We start from the raw sequence: 20,342 nt of genomic DNA, 5'->3' as shown, positions 1-20,342 counted from the left end.
GGTTTTCAGGCGGCGAGGCGTGCGGTGTCACGGGCCGGGTCGATCAGCAGGAAGGAGGCGACGGCGCCCGCGACGAGCAGCAGGCCGGCAAGCAGGACCGAGTTCTGGTACCCGGCGTCCCCCTGCGCGTCGACGAGGGCGCCGACGACGGCGGGTGCGGCCAGTCCGGACGCTGTCACCACCGCGTTCATCGCGCCCAGCGCGCCACCGCCCCGCGAGGGCGGCGCGAGCTCGGCGACGGCGGTCGCGGCGACGGTGGCGTACGCGCCGCCGAGGCCGAGTCCGAGCGTGATCAGCACGGTCTTCGCCGTCGGTCCGTCGGCGAGCGGTACCGCGAGACAGCACACGGCCCCCAGCGCCAGCAGCCAGCCGCCCACCCAGCCGCGGGCCTTGCGGCTGCCGGCGCCGCGCCGCATCAGCCGCCCGGTGACGGCGGCCTGCGCGAGCAGCACGACGGCGCCGACCACCCACGGCCCGGCGACGATCCTCCCCGCGGTGTCGGCGGAGTAGCCGAGGCCGTTGCGCAGATAGGACGGCAGCCAGGTCAGCATCATGGCCACGGTCCAGTAGCTGGTGAAGTACGCGAGCGTCGCACCGATCCACGTACGGGTGCGGAAGATCCGGCGGTACGGGATGTCCGGCGCCGTGACCGACGGGGTCTGCTGCGTGGGCCGTTCCCCGTCCCGTACGCCATGCCGCCCGTCCGCCCCGAACACGGCCCACGCCGCCGCCCACACCAGACCGACCCCGACGAGCACCCACAGCGCGGCGCGCCAGCCGTGCTCCTGGATCACCCAGGACAGACCGGGCGCGGAGACGATCACGCCGAGCGTGACACCGAGGGTGATCAGGGCGCCCGGCAGATTGCGCCGGTGGTCGGGGAACCAGGCCAGGGTGGCCTGCTGGGCCACGGGGAACGCGGGCCCCTCCGCCGCGCCGAGGAAGACCCGCGAGGCGACCAGGACGGCGAGCCCGCCGCCGATCGCCGCCGGCACCTGGGCCACGGACCACAGCAGCGCCATCACCAGGAGCAGCAGCTTCGGCGAGACCCGGTCCGCGGCGAGCCCGACGAGCACCGCCGCGACCGAGAACAGCAGGAAGAACGCGCTGTTGGCGAGCCCGAACTGCGTGGCGCTCAGGCCGAGATCGGCCCGTATCTCGTCCGCGGCGAGCCCGAGGACGGACTTGTCCGCGAAGTTGACCATCATGAAGACGACGAGCAGCAGCGTCACGGTCCAGGCGCGGCGATCGTGCCGCGCCGCTTTTCCGGCCCCCGGAGGGGCGGCGGCGGGTGCCGTGGTGCTCATGAGAGCGGGACCCCGGCGATGGCGATGCGCTCCATCACCCGGCGTGCGGGGAAGTAGTCGTTGACCGCGTAGTGCTGGGTGGCGATGTTGTCCCAGATCGCGATCGAGTCCGGCTCCCAGTGGAAGCGGATCTGGAACTCGGGGATACGGGCCTGCAGCACGAGGATGTCGAGCAGCTCGCGGTTCTCGGCCTCGTCGAGCCCCTTGATGAAGCGCGTGAAGGGCTCGTTCACGTAGAGCGTCTTACGGCCGCTGCGCGGGTGGCGGACGACGACGGGGTGCTCGACCCGCGGCCAGTTCGCGCGGAAGGCGGCCTTCTGCTCGTCGTTCATCAGGGCGCCCCAGCTGGCTTCCCAGTCGTGGACGGCGACGAGGTCCGCGATCCGCTCCTTGAGCTCCTGCGGCAGGTTGTCGTACGCGGCCGCCATGTCCGCCCACATCGTGTCGCCGCCCGCGGCGGGCACCTCGACGGCGCGCAGCACGGCGCCGAGCGACGGGTTGGCCATGAACGAGTGGTCGCTGTGCCAGATGTTCTTGTTCCCGGCCGCCTTGGCGTCCTTGGCGAGCCGCGAGATACCGGGCGTCCCGGTCTGCGCGAAGAACGGGTTGGGCTCCGGAGGCCCCCACACCGCGGAGAGCGCGACCTGGTGCTCGGCGGTGAACCCGCTCTGACCCCGGAAGAAGATCACCTTCCATTCGAGCAGTGCCTGGCGCAGCTCGGCGGCGAGTTCGTCGGTGACCGGTCCGGTCAGGTCGACCCCGCCGAGCACGGCGCCGAAGTGCGGGGTCAGCGGGCTGACGTCGAACAGGCGGTACGCGGGCTGCTCCGCGCCGGGCGCGAGCCGGTCGAGGGTGCGGCGCCCGTAGTGCATCAGGGGCTTGTCCAGTACGGGCTTGGGGTCGGCCACTGGGGCCGTCGCGACGTCGTGCATGAGTCCTCCCGGACAGCGAACGTGGATGCCGTAACGGATTACGTAACCGGCAGTATCGATATTTGGGCGCGACGGGGCAAGGGGTTGGAGGTGATGGATTTCCGCCGGGCGCGCCGGTGCTGATCAGGGGTTTTCGGGCAGGCGGAAGCGCGCGCCCGCGGCCTCGGGCCTCACGGCAGGGCGACGCCCCCGGGCCTCACGGCCGGACCGCGACCGCCCGCCCGATCAGCTCCACAAGGGACTCGACGAGCGCCTCGTCCGGCGCCTGCTGCTCGCCGACCAGCCGGAAGAGCAGCGAGGCGGCCACCAGGGTCGTGGTTGCCGTCAGATCGGCGTCGCTCCGTACGTCGCCGCGCTCGACCCCGCGGTCGAGGACATGCCGGGTCTCGCTCGTGACGCGCTCGGTGTAGGCGCGGTACGCCGCCGGTTCGGCGTCCGCCTCCGCGGCCGCGCCGATCACGCCGGCGAGCAGCCGCCCCATGCCCGGCTGCCGGTACGCCTCCATGCGGGTCATGAGCACCACCCGCAACTCGGCCCGGAAATCCCCGAGATCGGGCACGGCCAGCGGCCCGATCCGGGATTCGGCGGTGGCGATGACGAGGTCCTGCTTGGTGGGCCAGCGCCGGTACACGGCCGGCTTGCTCACCCCGGCGCGCGCCGCGACGGCGTCCATCGTCAGCGCGCCCATCCCGGACTCCGCGACGAGGTCGACCACGGCGTCGAGCACCGCCCGCGTCATGTGCTCCTGCCGCGGCCGGCCCGGCCCCCGCCTGCGCTGCCCCTGCTCATCGGCCATGCGGCGACCCTACGCGGCGCCCACCCTCGGTGCCGCACCGGCCAGTTCATCCCGCAGCACATGCTTCGTGATCTTCCCGGAGGGCGTACGGGGCAGTGCCTCGCGCAGCACCAGCTCCCGCGGGATCTTGTACTTGGCCAGGCGCGGCTCCAGCCACTCCCGGATCTCGTCGGGACCGGGCGCCGTCCCGGCGCGCGGCACGACGAAGGCCACCACCGTCTCTCCCCACTGCGGATGCGGCCGCCCCACCACGGCCACGTCGAGCACGTCGGGGTGTCCGCGCAGTACGCCCTCGACCTCCTGGGAGGCGACGTTCTCGCCGCCGGTGATGATCATGTCCTTCATCCGGTCGACGATGGTCACGAACCCGTCCTCGTCCACCCGCCCCACGTCCCCGCTGCGGTACCACTCGCCCGCGAACACCTCGGCCGTGGCCGCCTCGTCGTCGAGGTAGCCGACCATGCGGGTGTCCGCGCTGAGCCAGATCTCACCGCTCTCGCCGGCCGCCGCGTCGCTGCCGTCCGGGCGGACGACCCGCAGGTCCACGCCCGGCATCCCGCCGCGCCCGATCGACCCGGCCTTCACCACCTGTTCGGCCGGAGTGAGCGAGGAGCCGACGGGCCCCATCTCGCTCATCCCGTACACCTGGTGGAAGTTCTCCGACCCGTACGCCTTCATCAGACGGCGCGCGGTGTCCGCGTCCAGCGGCCCGGCCCCGTAGATCCAGGCCCGCACCGACGTGAGGTCGAAGGAGGCGAAGTCGGGGACGGCCTGCACCGGGGCGATCAGGGCGATCGGGGCGCCGAACAGCGCGGTGATCCGCTCGCGCTCGATCGTCTCCAGCATCAGCCGCGGCTCGTACTCGCGCTGCAGCACCACGGTCGCGCCGAGCAGCAGGGTGCTGAGCGTCCAGTTGTTGAGCGGGGACGCGTGCCAGATCGGCATGCAGATCAGGAAGCGTTCGTCGCGCTGCAGCGGTACGGCGGCCGCGCTGTACGTGGCGGCCAGGGCGATCCCGCGGTGCGTGTGCACACAGCCCTTGGGGGTGCCCGAGGTGCCGGACGTGTAGAGGATCTGCGCGATCTCGCTGTCCGGTCCGTGCGTGCCGCTCCACGGGTCGGCCGCCGCGACCAGGGCCTCGAAGGAGTCCGCGGGCTGTACGTCCGCGTCGGGGTGGCTGACCAGCCAGCGCACCTCGGCTTCGGCATCCGTGGCCCGCTCGCCAATTTCCGCGTCCACGAGCGCGAGGCGTGCACCGCAGTGCTTGAGCTGCCGCTCCACCTCGCCGGTCTGCAGCTTGTGGTTGACCGGCACCAGCGTCGCCCCCGCGTACCAGGCGCCGAACGCCGCGAGCAGGAAGGCGGGGGTGTTGTACGTCATCACGGCGAGGCGGTCGCCGGGGCGCAGCCCGGCCTCGGTCAGGACGGTCGCCGCGCGCCGGGCGGCCGCGGCGAACTCGCGGTAGGTCCAGCGCTGTGCGCCGTAGACCACGGCGTCCTTGTCACCGGCGGATCTGACCGCGCTGTCCAGCAGGGCGCTGAGGTGCATCACATTCTCCTGTACGACCGTGGCGGGAAGGTCTGAATGATGGTTCACTTCTTTCATGGCCTACCGCAAGACCCCAGCCGAAATCAGTCGCCTCGAAGCCGCCCGCGACCGTCTCGTCGCCTGCGCCACCGATGTCGTGGCCGAGGTCGGCTGGGCGCAGGCGTCCGTGAGCGCCGTCGCCGACGCCGCCGGGATGGCGGCGGGCTCGGTGTACCAGCACTTCCCGTCGAAGGCCGCGCTCGCCGTCGAGGTGTTCCGGCGTGCTGCCGGACGCGAGGTCGAGGTGCTCGGGGAGGTGCTGCAGGGTCCCGGCGATCCCGTCGAGCGGCTGCGCTGCGGCATCGACGTCTTCGCCCGCCGCGCCCTGGAGCGCCGCGGCCTCGCGTACGCGCTGCTCGCCGCGCCCGCCGAGGCGGCCGTCGGCGCCGAGCGCCTCGACTTCCGGCGCCGCTACCGCGCGCTGTTCGCCGAGGTCGTACGGGAAGGGGTGAGCGCCGGCCGACTGCCGCCGCAGAACGCGGAGATCACCGCCGCCGCCCTCACCGGCGCGATCGGCGAGGTCCTCGTCGACCCGCTCGCCGCCCCCGACGCCCAGGCCGCGCCCGCGCTGCTCGCCGACCTCACCGCCGCCGCACTGCGCTGCGCCGGAGCACCCACCGACTGACCGCACGGACCGGCCACCCGGTCCACCGCACGGACCGGCGGCCGGTCCATCCCTCAGGAAACGGAGTCCTCATGCCCGCCACGCACGAAGTCACCAATCAGGCACCGCCGTTGACCGGCCACAACCCGGCCGACGACGCCGTGCTCCTCGACGGCATACGGCGCGAGGGCGCCGCGTGGCACGTCGAGGACCTGCTCGCCTTCGGCAAGGTCACCGGCGGCGAGGAGGCCCGCACCTGGGCCGACCAGGCCAACCGGCATGAGCCCGAACTGCGCACCCACGACCGCTACGGCCACCGCATCGACGAGGTCGACTTCCACCCCGCGTACCACGCGCTGCTGACCACGACGGTCGGCGCGGGCGCGGCCGGGTCCGCCTGGGCCGACGGACGGACCGGGGCGCATGTGGCGCGCGCGGGCACCTTCATGGTCGCCACGATGATGGAGCAGGGCCACATGTGCCCGGTCTCGATGACGTACGCCGTCATCCCGGCACTGCGCCGCGCGCCCGAACTCGCCGCGGTCTACGAGCCGTTGCTCACCAGCCGCACATACGACCCGGGGCTGCGCACCCCCACCGGCAAGCAGGGGCTGCTCGCCGGGATGGGCATGACCGAGAAGCAGGGCGGCACCGATGTGCGCGCCAACACCACGGCGGCGGTCGAGCAGGCGGACGGGACCTGGCTGCTGCGCGGTCACAAGTGGTTCACGAGCGCGCCCATGAACGACCTGTTCCTGGTCCTCGCCCAGGCGCCCGGCGGGCTCTCCTGCTTCCTCGTCCCGCGCGTCCTGCCCGACGGCACGCGCAACACCTTCCGCATCCAGCGTCTCAAGGACAAGCTCGGCAACCGCTCGAACGCCTCCAGCGAGCCCGAGTTCGACGAGACCGTGGCCTGGCTCGTGGGGGAGGAGGGACGAGGCGTACGCACCATCATCGACATGGTCACCATGACGCGCCTCGACTGCGTCCTCGGCTCCGCGGGCCACATCCGCGAGGCCCTCGCCCAGGCCGCACACCACACCCGGCACCGCTCGGTGTTCGGCGCGAAGCTGATCGACCAGCCGCTGATGCGCAACGTCCTGGCGGACCTCGCGCTCGAATCCGAGGCGGCGACCACGCTCGGACTGCGCCTGGCGGGCGCCGCGGACCGTGCGCAGCGCGGGGACGCGGGGGAGCGGGCGTTCCTGCGTCTGGCCACCGCGGTCGGCAAGTACTGGGTCTGCAAGCGGCAGCCCGCGATCGTCGCGGAGGCCCTGGAGTGCCTCGGCGGCAACGGCTACGACGAGGCGTCCGGGATGCCGCGCCTGTACCGCGAGGCGCCGCTCAACGGCATCTGGGAGGGCTCGGGCAACGTCAACGCCCTCGACCTCCTGCGCGCGATGGCCCGTGAGCCGGAGTCCCTGGCGGCCTTCCGTACGGAGATCGAGGCGGCGCGCGGCGCGGACGCCCGCCTGGACGCGGCGTGGTCCGAGCTTCAGGGCCAGTTGACGCTGACCGAGGACGCCGAGGTACGGGCCCGCCGCGTGGTCGAACGCGCGGCGCTCGTCCTGCAGGCCTCGCTCCTGGTCCGCCACGCGCCGCCCGCGGTCGCCGACGCGTTCTGCGCCTCGCGCCTGGCGGGCGACGGCGGCTTCGCCTTCGGCACGCTCTCCCCGGCCACGGACTTCACCGCACTCCTGGACCGCCTCCCGGCCTGAGAAGCTGTTGTGAGCTCACCCCGCGGGCGCGGTCCACTCCTCCTTGTGCCCGAACCCGCGGGAGTTGTCGATCACCCGCAGCCATCCGGGAACGAGTTCCCACCACGCCGCCGAGTCCACCGCCTTCACGAGGCGGGGGTCCTCGGCGACGTACGGGAACGCGCGCAGGTAGACCTCCCGTGCCGCGGCTTCCCCCTGCTCGGAAACCCGCCGCACGAACCCGCGCCCCTGCACCCCGCTGATCGTCGTCCACTCCTGCTGATCCCGCTGCACGGTGAACGCGACGCGTGCGGCGGGCTGTTGGGCGGCGAGGGCCGCCCCGTGCACGGTGGACGGAGAGCTCAGGAAGAGCAGGGTGCCGGAGGGGGAGGGCGCGTAGAAGACGGCGCAGGCCTGGGGGGTTCCGTCGTCGACGTAGGCGAGGCTGAGGGTGGTGTGCGCGGAGAGGGCCTGGACGATGGGGCCGGGCAGTGCGGGACTCATTGACTCAACCTAAGCCCGCCACAGGCGCCGGCCACCCGCACCGACAACGCACCCGCACCCACCACTCACCCTCGCCGAACCCGCACCTTGAACCGCCCGTCGGCCTCCTCGCCCACCACCGATATCCGCACACCGTGGTCACCGTCCACGAACGTCTCACCGACGGCATAGGGCGCATCGGACAGCTCCGCATGCACGTTGGGCCGCCGCGTGCACCCCCCGGAATCCTGCTCCGAGTCGGCGACCGTCACCGGCCCCTGCCCCGTGTCCACATCCGCGTCGACGCGATAGACGAGCACACCCGGCTTGCACACGGCCTCGTCGTTGCCCTCGCGCGTACGGACCTCGATCGCGTACCCCATCTGCTCACTGAGCGGCACGAACGTCAGCTTCGTGCCGTCGCTCCTCGAGGCCAGCGGCGCGAGGAGATGCTCGGAGACCCCGGAGACCGCCGCGCACCGCACCTGGTTGTCGTCGAGCCAGCCCAGCTTCCACTTGTGCCAGCCGAGCAGGTCGTTGTTGGCGCCCCAGTCCTCGCTCATGATGTCCCAGTGCCCCACGGCCCCGCCCCCGTCGGCGGTGTAGAGGTCGGGCAGTCCGAAGACATGGCCGTTCTCGTGGGGCAGCACCCGGTAGCCGGTCTCCGCGTAGGAGCCGGAGCCGTCGTCCTGACGGCTGTAGACGAACGACGCGTTGGAGATGGGCACTCCGTCGGCCATGGGCGCCTCGTGGTTGCCGGCGAAGGTCACGGAGAGCACGGTGTCCAGCGCGGACGGACCGGCGTTCGGGGTGACGAGGATGTTCACGAGGTCGTACGCCTTGAAGTCCACCTCGGGGTCGGCGGCCCGCACGATGTCCGCGACCAGCGACCGGTAGCCGGGGTCGAACGGGGCGCCGCGCTCTATCCCGTACGCCGAGAAGCCGCGGGGCATCCGCAGCCAGTCCTTTATGGGCGCGTCCGGCCGGTAGTCGAGGCGCCCGTAGGAACTGGCCTCGAACCACTTCTGCGTCTGCGGGAAGAACTCGCCGTAGCGGTCGAGCGCCGCGCCCTCACCGGGGGCGTCGGGGAAGTCGACCATCAGGTTGAGCGCGCGGATGGTGCCCGTGGAACGGGAGTAGCCGGCCGCCGTGGGCACGCCCTCGGACATCTGGACACCCATCGAGCCGGTGATCATGCACGGGCCGAGTGCGGAGTCGCGTGCGGCGGACACGGGTCCCGCCGCGCTGCCCGTACGGGCGAGGAGCTGTCCGGTGCTGGCCGTCGCGGTGAGGGAGAGGACGAGCGCCGCGGCGGCGGCCAGCAGGCTGCGGCGCGGCCTGCGTATCCAGCGACGGGACAGCTGCATGCGAGGGCCTTCCGGTCCGGCGGCACGGAGCCGCGTCCATGACGATCACCCTGTGCCGGGTGCGCGACACGCGCGCGCTGGGTGCGCCGATCGTGGGTTTCTCGCCCTCGGAAGGTGTGAGCCAGGTCACATCCGAACGGGGAAATAAGTGGGGAGGGCCTCCCCGTTTAGACCTGTGTCCGCGTGAAACGGGGATCCACTCCCCGGATCCGTGGACCGAAGCCCCGGAAGGGTTTCGCGGCGGCTCGCCGGCCGCCCGGGAGCACTCCGGAAATTAGAAGTGGACAGATGTCCGGTACGGAAGGCAGGATGGTTCATGGCCACCGCAGCAACCGCTGAACGGTCGCGTCGCGCCCCGCGCCCGCGGGCCGACGCCCTGCGCAACCGTGAGCGGATCATCGTGGCGGCCCGGGAGATGTTCGTCGAGTTCGGACCCGAGGTCCCGTTCGACGAGATCGCCCGCAGGGCCGGCGTCGGCAACGCCACCCTGTACCGGCACTTCGCCGACCGCGCGGAGCTCGTCCGCGAGGTCGTCTGCCACGTGATGGACCACATCGCGGAGCAGGCCGAGCGCGCCCTCACCGAGGAGGACGACGCGTTCGCGGCGCTGCGCCGCTTCGTCCACGCGGCCGCCGACGAGCGGATCGGCGCCCTGTGCCCGATGCTCGCCGGTGACTTCGACAAGGAACACGCGGGTCTCGACGCGTCGCGCGAGCACCTGGAGGACCTTGTCGACCGGCTCATGGACCGGGCGCGCACCGCGGGCCAACTGCGCACCGATGTCGCCGTCGGTGACCTGATGGTCGCGCTCTCCCAGCTCACCCGACCCCTGCCGGGAACCGGGTGTGTGAACTTCGACCAGTTCGTCCACCGCCACCTGCAGCTGTTCCTCGACGGTCTGCGGGCTCCGGCCCGATCCGAACTCCCGGGAACGGCGGCCACGTTGGAGGACCTCCGCCGGAAGGCCTGACCTACCGGCCCCACAAGCCTTGCAGTAGCGCTCTTATCACTCGTCCCGTCACCGATTCCTTCATCGCGCGCCGCCGTGTGCTGTCCCGCGCGCGAAATTTCAAGACATACCGAGGTGGGTACCCCCATGTCCGAAACAGCCCTCAAGCCCGATACCGGGCTCGACCCGAAGCGCTGGAAGGCCCTTGTCTTCATCGCGCTCGCCCAGCTCATGGTCGTGCTCGACGCGACGATCGTGAACATCGCACTGCCCTCCGCCCAGGTGGACCTGGGGATCTCGGACGGCAACCGTCAGTGGGTCATCACCGCCTACGCCCTGGCCTTCGGCGGTCTGCTGCTCTTCGGCGGCCGTATCGCCGACCTGTGGGGACGCAAGCGCGCCTTCCTCGTGGGCCTGGTCGGATTCGCCGCGGCCTCCGTGCTCGGCGGCGCGGCCAACGGCGAGGCCATGATGCTCGGCGCCCGCGCCCTGCAGGGCGTTTTCGGCGCACTGCTCGCGCCCGCCGCGCTCTCCCTTCTCGCGGTGATGTTCACCGACGGCAAGGAGCGCGCCAAGGCCTTCGGCATCTACGGTGCGATCGCCGGTGGCGGTGGCGCCGTGGGCTTCATCCTCGGCGGTCTGCTCACCGAGTACATGGACTGGCGCTGGACCTTCTTCGTCAACGTCCCGTTCGCGATCGTCGCGGCCGCGGGTGCGTACTTCGTCATCCGTGAGCCCGCCGAGGGCCGCAACCGCTCTTCGCTCGACATCCCGGGCGTGCTCCTGTCGACCCTGGGTCTCGTCGCGCTCGTCTACGGCTTCACCCGCGCCGAGTCCGCGGGCTGGTCGGACGGCCTGACGGTCGGCATGTTCGTCGCCTCGGCCGTGCTGCTCGCCGCGTTCCTGCTCGTCGAGTCCAAGGTCAAGGCCCCGCTGCTTCCGCTGCGCGTCCTGACCGAGCGCAACCGCGGCGGTGTCTACCTGTCGCTGGGTCTCGCGATCATCGCGATGTTCGGCACGTTCCTCTTCCTCACCTACTACCTGCAGGTCGTGCAGGGCTACTCGCCGGTCAAGACCGGCCTCGCCTTCCTGCCGATGGTCGCGGGCATGATCACGGGCTCCACGCAGATCGGCGCCCGCCTGATGACCCGCGTCGCACCGCGCCTGCTCATGGGGCCCGGCTTCCTGGTCGCCGCGGTCGGCATGCTCTTCCTGACCCGGATGGAGATCGGCGGCTCGTACGCCACGATCGTCCTGCCGGCGCTGGTGCTGCTCGGTCTCGGTATGGGTACGGCGTTCATGCCGGCCATGTCCCTGGCCACGCACGGGGTCGAGCCGCGTGACGCCGGTGTTGCCTCCGCGATGGTGAACACCTCGCAGCAGGTCGGCGGCGCGATCGGTACGGCGCTGCTCAACACCATCGCCGCCTCGGCCACCACGGCCTACGTGGCGGCGCACGCGGCGGACGCGACCACCCCGGCCGCCCAGAAGCTGCTCGCACTGCAGTCGCAGGTGGACGGTTACGCCACCGCCACCTGGTGGGCCGTCGGCATCCTGGTGATCGCCGCGGCGATCGCGCTGACCTTCATCAACACCGGTGCGCCGAGCGCCTCCCAGCCCGTCGCGTCCGGCGGCGGCAAGGGCGCCGACGAGGACCTTCAGGTCCCGGTCATGGCGCACTGACCCTCGTAGGACCTCTGTAGCGGGTCAGCGCAACCAGGGCAGATCCGCACCCGCCTCGCACGGCTGAAGTCCCTCGGCGACGATCTTCATGATCTCGCCGAGGGACTTCTGCTGTTCCGGGGTGAGCCGGTCGAAGAGCGCCTGGCGTACGGCGGTGACATGGCCGGGCGCCGCACGGCGCAGGACCTCGGCGCCCTCGTCGGTGAGGATCGCGTTCTGGCCGCGCTTGTCGCTGCGGCAGTCCTCGCGGCGCACCCAGCCGTTCTTCTCCAGGCGCGCGACGGCGTGCGAGAGCCGGGAGCGGGTGATCTTCGCCTGCCGGGCCAGCTCGGTCATCCGCATCCGCCGGCGCGGGGCCTCGTCGAGCTGGACGAGCAGCGCGTAATAGAGGTGCGGCAGCTTGGCGTCGCGCTGCAACTGGCGGTCGAGGTGGTCGTCGAGAAGCATGGTGGCGTGCAGATACGCGCGCCAGACGTGCTGTTCCTCGTCACTGAGCCAGCGGGGTCCGTCCTCGGGCGCGGTGGCCGCCGCCGTGTCTGCACTGGTCGCCATGTCTCCACTGTACGTACGGCTCACTTGAAGGTTGAACAAAGAGCGGTCGGGGAGTACGTTCGATGTGTGCTTGAAGTTTCAAGCATCAGGATCGGGTGAGGGAGTCGCCATGAATGCCACCGCCACCGAGCGCATGCCCGCGCTCTACCTCTCGCACGGCGCCCCGCCGCTCGCCGACGACGCGCTCTGGCCCGGCCAGCTCGCCGGCTGGTCCGCGGACCTGCCGCGCCCGAAGGCGATCCTCATGGTCTCCGCGCACTGGGAGGAGGCACCGCTCGCCCTCGGCGCGACCACCACGATCCCGCTCGTCTACGACTTCTGGGGCTTCCCCGAGCACTACTACCAGGTGCAGTACGCGGCCCCCGGGGCGCCCGGACTCGCCGAGTCCGTACGCAAGTTGCTGAGCGCACCCGGCACCCCCGTGCAGGACATCGAGGACCGCGGGCTCGACCACGGCGCGTACGTACCGCTCGTCGAGATGTACCCCGGCGCCGACATCCCCGTCCTGCAGATCTCCATGCCCACCCTCGACCCGGGCCACCTCATGGACATCGGACGCAAGCTCGCGCCGCTGCGCGACGAGGGCGTGCTGATCGTCGGCAGCGGCTTCTTCACGCACAACCTCGCGGCGCTGCGGCACAGCGGCATCCCCTCCTGGTCCACGGAGTTCGACGCGTGGGGCCACGAGGCCCTGGAGGCCGGTGACGTGGACGGGCTGCTCGACTTCCTCCACAAGTCCCCGTCCGGCGCCCTGGCCCACCCGCGCACGGAACACTTCGCGCCGCTGTTCGTGACGATGGGAGCGGCGGACGCGGCGGGCGACCTGGACACGCAGCAGTCGGTGATCGACGGGTTCTGGATGGGGCTGGCCAAGAGGTCCGTGCAATTCGGGTGAGGGCGGGCCGGGGCGAGAGGGCTAGGCGGTCAGCGGCTCGCTGAGTTCCACCGCGCGCAGGGCCGCCGCGAGGGCGCGCTCGTCGCCGAAGTCCAGTGCGGTGTCCGTCAGTTTGATGACGTGCTCGTCGCCGTGCGCCAGGGCCCGCTCCAGAACCTCCTCGGCCGTGAAGGAGCCCGGCGGCTCGTACGCGACGGGGGCGTCCGGTGCGTACATCGCGGTGACCGCGGCGGACGCCGTCCATGCGGCGTGCAGGCTCGGCACCCACAGGGTGCGCGGCAGGGCGGGCAGCGTGCGCAGCACCGCGTTGGGCGCTGTCGCCGCGTGCACGAGCATCGTCTCCTCGCCGTGGCCGTGCGTGGCATACCGGTGCGTGGCGGCCCGCACCAGCTCGGTCAGCCGGCGCCGTGCCTCCTCGGGATCGTCCACCGAGGGGGCCCAGACCGGGAGTTGGGCGACGCGGCCCAGGCGGGCGGGGAAGCCGCCGTCCGCGCCGTCCGGGATGGGCGGTACGGCGTCCAGCGCGTCGGCCGCGCTCTCGGCGCCCGGCACCGGGGTGATGCCGGTGACGGGGTGGTGGCGCGCGGCCCAGTAGCCGAGGCCGTGCGCGAGCTCCGCGAGGCGGGGCGCCGTCACCCCGCCCTCCTCCAGGGTGCGCACGGCATGACCCACGCGGATCACCGGGTGCGTGGAGCCGCCGTACATGCCGGGCAGCAGCCGCGGCCACCACTCGGCGAGCACCTCGCGCCAGGGTTGCGCCGGATCGCCCGCCTCGGCCATGCGCCGCTCGAAGTAGCCGATCCAGTCGGCGGCCCGGCGCGGATCGCCCAGTGCGGTACGCCAGTCGGCGTCGGTGACCGGCGAGACCCGGGCGGGGAACTCCTCCAGCTTGGGTGCGTACAGGTCGAGCCAGCGGTGAACGGCGCCCGACAGTCCGTGCGCCGCGAGTGCCTCGACGGCCATCGGGGCGTGATTGGTCAGCCTCCCCAGCCGCTCCGGCCCGCTCGCGTGCAGCCGCTCCAGCGCCTCGTCCAGGATTCCCGTCGTGTCTGTCATGGGGCCGACGCTAGGGCCGGACCTCCCGCGGCCGTAACGGGCCGCGGACCTAGGGCGGGGGCTGCGTCGGGACTAGGACTTGAGGCGGGTGGGGCGTCGGTGCGGGGCGCGGTGGGCGGGCGGGTCCCTCGTGGCGTACGGGAACTGTTGGCGCGTTCGGGCCGTTCACCGATTCGGAGCTTTGGGGCAACCAGGACGCGGTCCCGGCCGTCTTCCCCGGCGGGGGGAGCGGGCCGCCGCAGGCGGCGGAGCAGGCAGAACGTGTGACGCCCGTCTCATTTCCCCGGCGCCGAAGAAGCCGCCGGAGGGGACGGGGCCGACCCGGCGTACCGGGCCTGACCTGCACCTCTGTGGGACCGACAGGATGTCGGTCCGTGGTGTGGCGGCACAGGGTACTGCAAGATCACGAAAAACGTTGGGCAGCTTGGGAATTCTGTCCGGATTCCAGTCGTTGTTTCCTTCGGAAGCGGTAGTCAAGCGTTACTGAGCAGGCAGCGCCCGGCCACCGCCCCTGGAGTCCCGAAGACCACCAGCAGGCCCCACTCATCGCAAGGGAGCACGCATGGCAACCCGTGCCGTCGCCCGTCGTAAGTCCGCCAAGGGCGACACCGACGCGGCAAGCAGTGTTCGCGTCGGAACCGGTGAAATCGCCGACCGCGACCTGGTCGGCATGTATCTGGACGAGATAGCCCGCACCCCGCTGCTCGACGCCGCCAAGGAGGTCGAGCTCTCGCAGATCATCGAGGCGGGCGTCTATGCCCAGCAGATCCTCGACGGGACGCTGGAGCAGGCCAGTGACACCGGCAAGGACGCGCAGCGCGAGGAGCTCGAGGCGCTGATCGCCGACAGCGAGCGCGCCAAGGACATCTTCATCCGCTCCAACCTCCGTCTGGTCGTCGCGGTCGCCCGCCGCTACCCGCGCTCGGGCCTCCCGCTGCTCGACCTGATCCAGGAGGGCAACGCGGGCCTGGTGCGCGCCGTCGAGAAGTTCGACTACCGCAAGGGCTTCAAGTTCTCGACGTATGCCACGTGGTGGATCCGTCAGGCCATCACGCGCTCGATCGCGGACCAGTCGCGCACGATCCGGCTGCCCGTGCACCTCGTCGAGGAGCTCGGCCGGATCCGCCGGGTGCAGCGGGAGTTCAACCGCGAGCACGGCCGCGACCCGGAGCACACCGAGATCGCCGCCGAGCTGGGCTCCACCCCGGAGCGCGTCGGGGACGTCCTCGACTGGGCCCGCGACCCGGTCTCGCTGAACATGTCGGTGGACGACGACGGGGACACCCAGTTCGGTGACCTCCTGGAGGACACCTCCGCCGTCTCGCCCGAGCAGTCGGTGCTGACGCTGCTGCGCAGCGAGGAGCTCGACGGTCTGATCGGCCGGCTCGACCAGCGCACCGCGTCCATCATCAAGATGCGGTACGGCATCGAGGACGGCCGCGAGCGCACCCTGACCGAGGTCGGCAAGGAGCACGGGCTGACCCGCGAGCGGATCCGCCAGATCGAGAAGCACGCCCTGCTCGAACTGAAGAAGCTCGCCCGCGACACCGGCTTCGACGCGGCGGCCTGACCCCGAGCGGCCTCCTGGCCGCTCACCCGAAGCGGCCCACGCGGCCGCCCCAGAACCGAACCCCTGGCGCCCACCCCCCCTGGCGTCGGGGGTTCGTCACGTCGGCGGGGGCCCCTCCGCCTCCGCGATCTGTGCCTTCTCCACCCGGATCCCGTACGCCGTCACCGCCACCAGGCACAGCGCGATGACGCCCTCCGCCCACAGGAACGCCGCGTAGTCGATGAGGGAGCCGAACGGCGGGGTGCCCGGGGCCGCGTTGCGGAAGCCGGCCAGTGCGAAGAGGGTCGCCGCCATCCAGCTCATCGCCGCCCACACCAGGCCCTTGCGGTGGTCGATCACGAACCAGGTCGCCGCGAGTACCGCGAGCGCCAGGCCCCACATGATGAACATCATCAGCCAGGCCAGGATGAACGTGGAGCGCGAGCGCCGTACGTCCAGATCGAGCGCGGCGACCTGGCTGTCCGTCGACGGGTCCCCCACCCGGGGCGAGAAGAACGGGTCCGTGTCCTGGAACTCCAGGCGCACCGCCAGCTGCTTGTCCTCGCTGACCGCGCTGAACCCGACGTCCGCCGCATAGCGGTCGAACGGATAGTTGGTGACCGTCCCGTCGTCGAGCGCGACGGCCACCTCCTGCGTCGTCACCCGCTCACCCGCCTTGAAGTGCATCTTTCCGCGCAGCAGCGAGGAGGTGTAGACGGTGAAGTCCTGGGACGGGGTGAACGCGTCGGCGGCGTCCTGGAGGCGGCCCTGCGGATACGCGTCCACCCGGAGCGTCAGATTCTGCGCCACCGGGTCCACCTTCTGCAGCTCCGCCTTGATGAGCACCCCGTCGTCGGGGGACGCGGCCCCCGCGTAGTGGACGCGCTGACGGGTGTCGCGCTCGTCGAAGTAGAGAAGGATCCCGGTCGCGGCGGCGACCAGGGCCAGCACGAAGACGATCACATGACGCACCGTGCGGGCCCGGGCCTGCGCGGCCCGCGCCCGGGCCCGCAGCCCGCCGGGGGGTGGTTCGTCACGCTCTGTGCGCATATGCCCACGGTACGGCGGATCCGCGCGGTGAGCGCGGCGCCGCCGTCCGGACCGGGTGCGGCCGAGGAGCCGGTGTGTCCGCAGTGTCCTGTACGGCTACGGGGTGGCCGCCCGCGTCAGCCTGCTGCCCAACCGGCCGATGTGCTCGGCCAGTTCGGCAGGGCCGTGCACCGTGAAGTCCACCCCGCTCAGCGCGAGCCGTATCGCCACCCACTCGAGGGAGTCGGTGATGGTCGTCCGCAGCCGGCAGCTGTCGCCGTCCGGGGAGTCCCCGCACGGCTCGGGCGTCCCGAAGGACGGCGGCAGCCGGCGCGCGAGATCGGCGGCCGGCGCATGGAAGGTCACATCGATCGCGAGCTCCGGCGCACCGCGCCACACCGTCGCCCGCATGAACTCCGCCGCGTCCCCGGTCGGCACCTCGCGCGGCGCGAACCGCGCCCCCGTCGCGAACGGATCGGCGACCCGGTCCACCCGGAACGTCCGCCAGTCGTCCCGGTCCAGGTCGTACGCCACCAGGTACCAGCGGCGGCCCGTCGCCACCAGGCGGTACGGCTCGGTCAGCCGGCGGGTGCGCGCACCGTCCCCGGCCTCGTACGAGAAACGCAGCCGCTCATGGCCCGAGGTCGCCGCGGCGAGCACCGTCAGCGTCTCGGGCGCGATGACCGCGCCGTCGCCGCCGTCCCCGTACACCAGGGAACTCGTCGCGGACTGGAGGGTGCTGACGCGGTGGCGCAGCCGCGAGGGCAGGACCTGTTCGAGCTTGGCGAGGGCGCGCACCGAGGCCTCCTCGATGCCCTCCACCGCATGGCCCGCGCCCGCGCGCAGGCCCACCGCGATGGCCACGGCCTCCTCGTCGTCGAGGACGAGGGGCGGCAGCGCCTTGCCCGCGACGAGGCGATAGCCTCCATCGGCCCCCATCGTCGCCTGCACCGGATAGCCGAGATCGCGCAGCCGGTCCACATCGCGGCGGACCGTGCGCCGCGAGACCTGGAGGCGATCGGCGAGCTCGCTGCCCGGCCACTCACGTGGCGTCTGCAGGAGCGACAGAAGCTGCAGCAGTCGTGCGGGAGTGTCTGTCGTCATGTTTCGAGCGTGCCCCGCAATTAGGTCGTGAACTGTCCTACATGACGTCTAACGTACTCCTTATGAAGAAGACAAGCAGCAGCGCGCAGGGCATAGCCCAGGACGTGGGCCAGGACATGGGCCAGGGCGCGGACGCGGGGGACCGGCGGCGCTGGATCGCGCTCGCCATCGTGATGACGGCGTCCTTCATGGACCTCGTCGACGTGACCATCGTCAATGTGGCGATTCCCACCATCAAGGCCGACGAAGGCGCGTCCGACAGCCAGATCCAGTGGATCACCGCGGGGTACGCGCTGGCCTTCGCGGCCGGCCTCATCACCGGCGGCCGCCTCGGTGACATCTACGGCCGCAAGCGGCTCTTCCTGATCGGCATCGCGGGCTTCACGCTCGCCTCCGCGCTCTGCGGCTTCGCCGCCAACCCGGACATGCTGGTCGCCTCGCGGTTCCTGCAGGGTGCGACCGCGGCGCTGATGGTGCCGCAGGTCCTCTCGATCGTGCACGCCACGTTCCCGGCGCACGAGCGCGGCAAGGTCTTCGGGCTGTTCGGCGCGATCGTCGGACTCGGCGCGGTGACAGGGCCGCTGCTCGGTGCGCTGCTCACCGAGTGGAACCTTTTCGGTCTGGAATGGCGCCCGATCTTCCTGATCAACCTGCCGGTCGGCATCGCCGCCCTGATCCTCGGCCGCAAGTTCATCAGCGAGTCCAAGGCGCCCAAGGCGCTGAAGCTCGACCTCGTCGGTGTCGTCCTCGTCGTCGCCGCGCTCCTGATGCTGATCTACCCGCTGACCCGCGGGCACGAGCTGGACTGGCCGCTGTGGGGCCACCTGATGATGGCGGGCTCGCTCCCGGTCTTCGGTCTCCTCGTCGCGTACGAGCGCTTCAAGGCGAAGAAGGACGGCTCGCCGCTGATCGAGCTGCCGCTGTTCAAGGTGAAGAGCTTCGCCGCCGGTATCGCGGTGCAGCTGACCTTCGGTCTCGTCATGGGCATCTTCTTCCTGGTGTGGACCCTCTACATGCAGACGGGTCTGGGCTGGAGCGTCCTCAAGGCCGGTCTGACAGGCATCCCGTTCTCGATCGCGGTCTCCGCCGCGGCCGGTATCTCCGTGCAGCAGCTGGTCCCGCGCTTCGGCCGCAAGGTCCTGCAGACCGGCGCCCTGACGATGGCGGCGGGTGTCCTCCTCTACATCTGGGAGGCCGACCGCTACGGGATGACCATCACCGCCTGGCAGATGGCACTCCCGCTGGTCGTGATGGGCATCGGCATGGGCCTGATCGTGGCGCCGCTGACCGACGCGGTCCTGTCCGAGGTGCCTCGCGAGCACGCCGGTTCGGCCTCGGGCCTGATCAACACGACGATGCAGATGGGCAACGCGCTGGGCCTCGGCCTCGTCTCGGTGGTCTTCTTCGGGCAGCTCTCGGACAACGCGACCCCGCAGCAGATGGCCCCGGAGATCGTCGAGGCCTTCCAGTACGCGCTCCGGTACGTGGCCGCGGTCCTCGCCGGCATCTTCCTGGTGATGTTCGCGCTCCCGAAGAAGCCGAAGCAGCACCTGGAGGGCGGCGACACGGACGAGCCCTCCAGCGAGTCCTCGAACGCGGCCGCGCCCGTGGGCAAGTCCTCGGACGACGACGAGGAGCCGGTGCTGGTGCACTGATTCCGTAGGTCTGCCTAGGCGCCTCCGCACCGTTTGTGGTGCGGAGGCGCTTTGCATATCCAGCCCCGCCGGCGTTTGAGGCGATCCGAACGAAGTTCGGATGCGGGGGTCCGGGGCGGAGCCCCCCACGCGGCGGAGCCGCTAGACGGGTGCAGTCGGGAAGGGGCGGGGTGGGGGAAAAAGTCACCCACCCACCGGGCCCAAAGCCCGTTTCTGCCCGAATAGGGCCCGAGTGCGTTTACTTACCCGTCATCCAGTCGTACGCTGGCGGAGAACCAACAGATCCGGGCACGAAGCGGAGCCAAAGAAACATGTACGCACCCGAGCGCCAGCAGGAGATCCTGCGGATCGCCCGCGAGAGCGGCCGCGTCGACGTACTCTCGCTCGCCGAGGAATTCCAGGTCACCGCCGAGACCGTCCGCCGCGACCTGAAGGCACTCGACCGGGCCGGCCTCGTCCGCCGCGTCCACGGCGGCGCCATACCGGCAGGACGCCTCGACTTCGAGCCGGACCTCGCCGAACGCGAGTCCACCGCCGCCGACGAGAAGGACCGCATCGCGCGCGCCGCCCTCGCCGAACTCCCCGCCGACGGCAGCGTGATCCTCGACGCCGGCTCGACGGTGGCCCGGCTCGCCGCGGGCCTGCCCCTCGAATCCGCGCTCACGGTCGTCACGCACTCGCTGCCCACCGCGGCCCGCCTCGCCGACCACCCCGGCATCCAGCTGCACCTCATCGGCGGCCGGGTCCGCCACCGTACGCGCGCCGCCGTCGACGCCTGGGCACTGCGGGCCTACGGCGAGGTCCGCGCCGACGTCCTCTTCCTCGCCGCCAACGGCTTCTCCGCCGCGCACGGCCTCACCACCCCCGACCTCGCCGAGGCCGCCGTCAAGCGCGCGGCCGTCGCCGCGGCCCGGCGCGTGGTGCTGCTCGCGGACTCCGCGAAGTCCGGCGCGGAGCACTTCGCCCGCTTCGGCGATCTGACCGACGTGGATCTGCTCATCACCGACACCGGCCTCTCCGACACCGACACCGCGGCCCTCGAGAAGGCGGGCGTCGCAGTCCGCCGCGTCTGACCCGCAGCCCTCCCCGAGGGCACC

Annotated in this window: 18 protein-coding genes; 8 read left to right on the top strand and 10 right to left on the bottom strand. The window is 71.6% G+C overall.

What is annotated here, in order from left to right:
• Positions 1-5 precede the first annotated feature (5 nt).
• The 4 genes from ACIBI4_RS13865 to ACIBI4_RS13850 form a co-directional block, all read right to left on the bottom strand.
• On the bottom strand, positions 6-1,307 hold the full coding sequence (locus tag ACIBI4_RS13865; RefSeq protein ID WP_399204009.1) for an MFS transporter: 1,302 nt from the start codon (positions 1,305-1,307) through the stop codon (positions 6-8).
• Positions 1,304-2,239, bottom strand: coding sequence for a TauD/TfdA dioxygenase family protein (locus tag ACIBI4_RS13860; RefSeq protein WP_399204008.1), 936 nt, complete (start codon positions 2,237-2,239; stop codon positions 1,304-1,306). The genes ACIBI4_RS13865 and ACIBI4_RS13860 overlap by 4 nt, the downstream gene beginning before the upstream one ends.
• Positions 2,240-2,435: 196 nt before the next feature.
• Entirely contained in the window at positions 2,436-3,035 is a 600-nt protein-coding gene (locus ACIBI4_RS13855; RefSeq protein ID WP_399204007.1) for a TetR/AcrR family transcriptional regulator, read from the bottom strand.
• 9 nt (positions 3,036-3,044) lie between these two features.
• A complete protein-coding gene (locus ACIBI4_RS13850; RefSeq protein ID WP_399204006.1) occupies positions 3,045-4,583 on the bottom strand; it encodes a class I adenylate-forming enzyme family protein in 1,539 nt (512 codons plus the stop codon).
• A gap of 55 nt (positions 4,584-4,638) precedes the next feature.
• Between ACIBI4_RS13850 and ACIBI4_RS13845 the strand changes: the two genes are divergently transcribed.
• Both ACIBI4_RS13845 and ACIBI4_RS13840 read left to right on the top strand, forming a co-directional pair.
• Positions 4,639-5,247, top strand: a complete 609-nt coding sequence (locus ACIBI4_RS13845; protein WP_399204005.1) for a TetR/AcrR family transcriptional regulator — start codon at positions 4,639-4,641, stop codon at positions 5,245-5,247.
• Between the two features lie 71 nt (positions 5,248-5,318).
• Positions 5,319-6,944 carry an acyl-CoA dehydrogenase family protein gene (locus ACIBI4_RS13840; protein ID WP_399204004.1) on the top strand — a complete coding sequence of 542 codons (1,626 nt, stop codon included), beginning with the start codon at positions 5,319-5,321 and terminating at the stop codon, positions 6,942-6,944.
• A 15-nt stretch (positions 6,945-6,959) separates the two neighbouring features.
• On the opposite strand, the gene ACIBI4_RS13835 is transcribed toward ACIBI4_RS13840, so the two are convergent.
• Positions 6,960-7,427 (bottom strand): pyridoxamine 5'-phosphate oxidase, encoded by a 468-nt coding sequence (locus tag ACIBI4_RS13835; protein ID WP_399204003.1) that lies wholly within the window; start codon positions 7,425-7,427, stop codon positions 6,960-6,962.
• Positions 7,428-7,492: 65 nt separating this feature from the next.
• On the bottom strand, positions 7,493-8,773 hold the full coding sequence (locus tag ACIBI4_RS13830) for a M6 family metalloprotease domain-containing protein (protein WP_399204002.1): 1,281 nt from the start codon (positions 8,771-8,773) through the stop codon (positions 7,493-7,495).
• A 316-nt stretch (positions 8,774-9,089) separates the two neighbouring features.
• On the opposite strand from ACIBI4_RS13830, the gene ACIBI4_RS13825 reads away from it, so the two are divergent.
• Positions 9,090-9,743, top strand: a complete 654-nt coding sequence (locus ACIBI4_RS13825; RefSeq protein WP_399204001.1) for a TetR/AcrR family transcriptional regulator — start codon at positions 9,090-9,092, stop codon at positions 9,741-9,743.
• Positions 9,744-9,869: 126 nt separating this feature from the next.
• Positions 9,870-11,405 (top strand): MFS transporter, encoded by a 1,536-nt coding sequence (locus ACIBI4_RS13820; RefSeq protein WP_399204000.1) that lies wholly within the window; start codon positions 9,870-9,872, stop codon positions 11,403-11,405.
• Between the two features lie 24 nt (positions 11,406-11,429).
• Here the strand turns inward: ACIBI4_RS13820 and ACIBI4_RS13815 are convergent, their stop codons facing one another.
• Positions 11,430-11,957, bottom strand: coding sequence for a MarR family winged helix-turn-helix transcriptional regulator (locus tag ACIBI4_RS13815; RefSeq protein WP_399203999.1), 528 nt, complete (start codon positions 11,955-11,957; stop codon positions 11,430-11,432).
• A gap of 109 nt (positions 11,958-12,066) precedes the next feature.
• On the opposite strand from ACIBI4_RS13815, the gene ACIBI4_RS13810 reads away from it, so the two are divergent.
• Entirely contained in the window at positions 12,067-12,852 is a 786-nt protein-coding gene (locus ACIBI4_RS13810) for a dioxygenase (protein WP_399203998.1), read from the top strand.
• 21 nt (positions 12,853-12,873) lie between these two features.
• Here the strand turns inward: ACIBI4_RS13810 and ACIBI4_RS13805 are convergent, their stop codons facing one another.
• Positions 12,874-13,908 carry a questin oxidase family protein gene (locus tag ACIBI4_RS13805; RefSeq protein WP_399203996.1) on the bottom strand — a complete coding sequence of 345 codons (1,035 nt, stop codon included), beginning with the start codon at positions 13,906-13,908 and terminating at the stop codon, positions 12,874-12,876.
• A gap of 562 nt (positions 13,909-14,470) precedes the next feature.
• Between ACIBI4_RS13805 and ACIBI4_RS13800 the strand changes: the two genes are divergently transcribed.
• The gene (locus ACIBI4_RS13800) at positions 14,471-15,478 is read left to right on the top strand and encodes an RNA polymerase sigma factor RpoD/SigA (protein ID WP_399203995.1); all 1,008 of its coding nucleotides are present in this window, start codon (positions 14,471-14,473) and stop codon (positions 15,476-15,478) included.
• Between the two features lie 96 nt (positions 15,479-15,574).
• On the opposite strand, the gene ACIBI4_RS13795 is transcribed toward ACIBI4_RS13800, so the two are convergent.
• A complete protein-coding gene (locus ACIBI4_RS13795; RefSeq protein WP_399203994.1) occupies positions 15,575-16,507 on the bottom strand; it encodes a DUF4436 family protein in 933 nt (310 codons plus the stop codon).
• Positions 16,508-16,603: 96 nt separating this feature from the next.
• Positions 16,604-17,590, bottom strand: a complete 987-nt coding sequence (locus ACIBI4_RS13790; RefSeq protein ID WP_399203993.1) for a helix-turn-helix transcriptional regulator — start codon at positions 17,588-17,590, stop codon at positions 16,604-16,606.
• A gap of 116 nt (positions 17,591-17,706) precedes the next feature.
• Between ACIBI4_RS13790 and ACIBI4_RS13785 the strand changes: the two genes are divergently transcribed.
• Together ACIBI4_RS13785 and ACIBI4_RS13780 are read left to right on the top strand one after the other, a co-directional pair.
• Positions 17,707-19,245, top strand: a complete 1,539-nt coding sequence (locus ACIBI4_RS13785) for an MFS transporter (RefSeq protein WP_399204309.1) — start codon at positions 17,707-17,709, stop codon at positions 19,243-19,245.
• 311 nt (positions 19,246-19,556) lie between these two features.
• On the top strand, positions 19,557-20,318 hold the full coding sequence (locus ACIBI4_RS13780) for a DeoR/GlpR family DNA-binding transcription regulator (protein ID WP_399203992.1): 762 nt from the start codon (positions 19,557-19,559) through the stop codon (positions 20,316-20,318).
• The last annotated feature ends 24 nt before the right edge of the window (positions 20,319-20,342 follow it).

This window comes from Streptomyces sp. NPDC050418, from assembly GCF_044458745.1.
GTDB lineage: Bacteria > Actinomycetota > Actinomycetes > Streptomycetales > Streptomycetaceae > Streptomyces.
This window is presented reverse-complemented; position numbering and strand designations above follow the sequence as displayed.

Bases quoted from the DNA above. Each gene is read 5' to 3' on its own strand.
- ACIBI4_RS13865 (WP_399204009.1), bottom strand. From the start codon at position 1,307: ATGAGCACCACGGCACCCGCCGCCGCCCCTCCGGGGGCCGGAAAAGCG.
- ACIBI4_RS13860 (WP_399204008.1), bottom strand. From the start codon at position 2,239: ATGCACGACGTCGCGACGGCCCCAGTGGCCGACCCCAAGCCCGTACTG.
- ACIBI4_RS13855 (WP_399204007.1), bottom strand. From the start codon at position 3,035: ATGGCCGATGAGCAGGGGCAGCGCAGGCGGGGGCCGGGCCGGCCGCGG.
- ACIBI4_RS13850 (WP_399204006.1), bottom strand. From the start codon at position 4,583: ATGCACCTCAGCGCCCTGCTGGACAGCGCGGTCAGATCCGCCGGTGAC.
- ACIBI4_RS13845 (WP_399204005.1), top strand. From the start codon at position 4,639: ATGGCCTACCGCAAGACCCCAGCCGAAATCAGTCGCCTCGAAGCCGCC.
- ACIBI4_RS13840 (WP_399204004.1), top strand. From the start codon at position 5,319: ATGCCCGCCACGCACGAAGTCACCAATCAGGCACCGCCGTTGACCGGC.
- ACIBI4_RS13835 (WP_399204003.1), bottom strand. From the start codon at position 7,427: ATGAGTCCCGCACTGCCCGGCCCCATCGTCCAGGCCCTCTCCGCGCAC.
- ACIBI4_RS13830 (WP_399204002.1), bottom strand. From the start codon at position 8,773: ATGCAGCTGTCCCGTCGCTGGATACGCAGGCCGCGCCGCAGCCTGCTG.
- ACIBI4_RS13825 (WP_399204001.1), top strand. From the start codon at position 9,090: ATGGCCACCGCAGCAACCGCTGAACGGTCGCGTCGCGCCCCGCGCCCG.
- ACIBI4_RS13820 (WP_399204000.1), top strand. From the start codon at position 9,870: ATGTCCGAAACAGCCCTCAAGCCCGATACCGGGCTCGACCCGAAGCGC.
- ACIBI4_RS13815 (WP_399203999.1), bottom strand. From the start codon at position 11,957: ATGGCGACCAGTGCAGACACGGCGGCGGCCACCGCGCCCGAGGACGGA.
- ACIBI4_RS13810 (WP_399203998.1), top strand. From the start codon at position 12,067: ATGAATGCCACCGCCACCGAGCGCATGCCCGCGCTCTACCTCTCGCAC.
- ACIBI4_RS13805 (WP_399203996.1), bottom strand. From the start codon at position 13,908: ATGACAGACACGACGGGAATCCTGGACGAGGCGCTGGAGCGGCTGCAC.
- ACIBI4_RS13800 (WP_399203995.1), top strand. From the start codon at position 14,471: ATGGCAACCCGTGCCGTCGCCCGTCGTAAGTCCGCCAAGGGCGACACC.
- ACIBI4_RS13795 (WP_399203994.1), bottom strand. From the start codon at position 16,507: ATGCGCACAGAGCGTGACGAACCACCCCCCGGCGGGCTGCGGGCCCGG.
- ACIBI4_RS13790 (WP_399203993.1), bottom strand. From the start codon at position 17,590: ATGACGACAGACACTCCCGCACGACTGCTGCAGCTTCTGTCGCTCCTG.
- ACIBI4_RS13785 (WP_399204309.1), top strand. From the start codon at position 17,707: ATGGGCCAGGGCGCGGACGCGGGGGACCGGCGGCGCTGGATCGCGCTC.
- ACIBI4_RS13780 (WP_399203992.1), top strand. From the start codon at position 19,557: ATGTACGCACCCGAGCGCCAGCAGGAGATCCTGCGGATCGCCCGCGAG.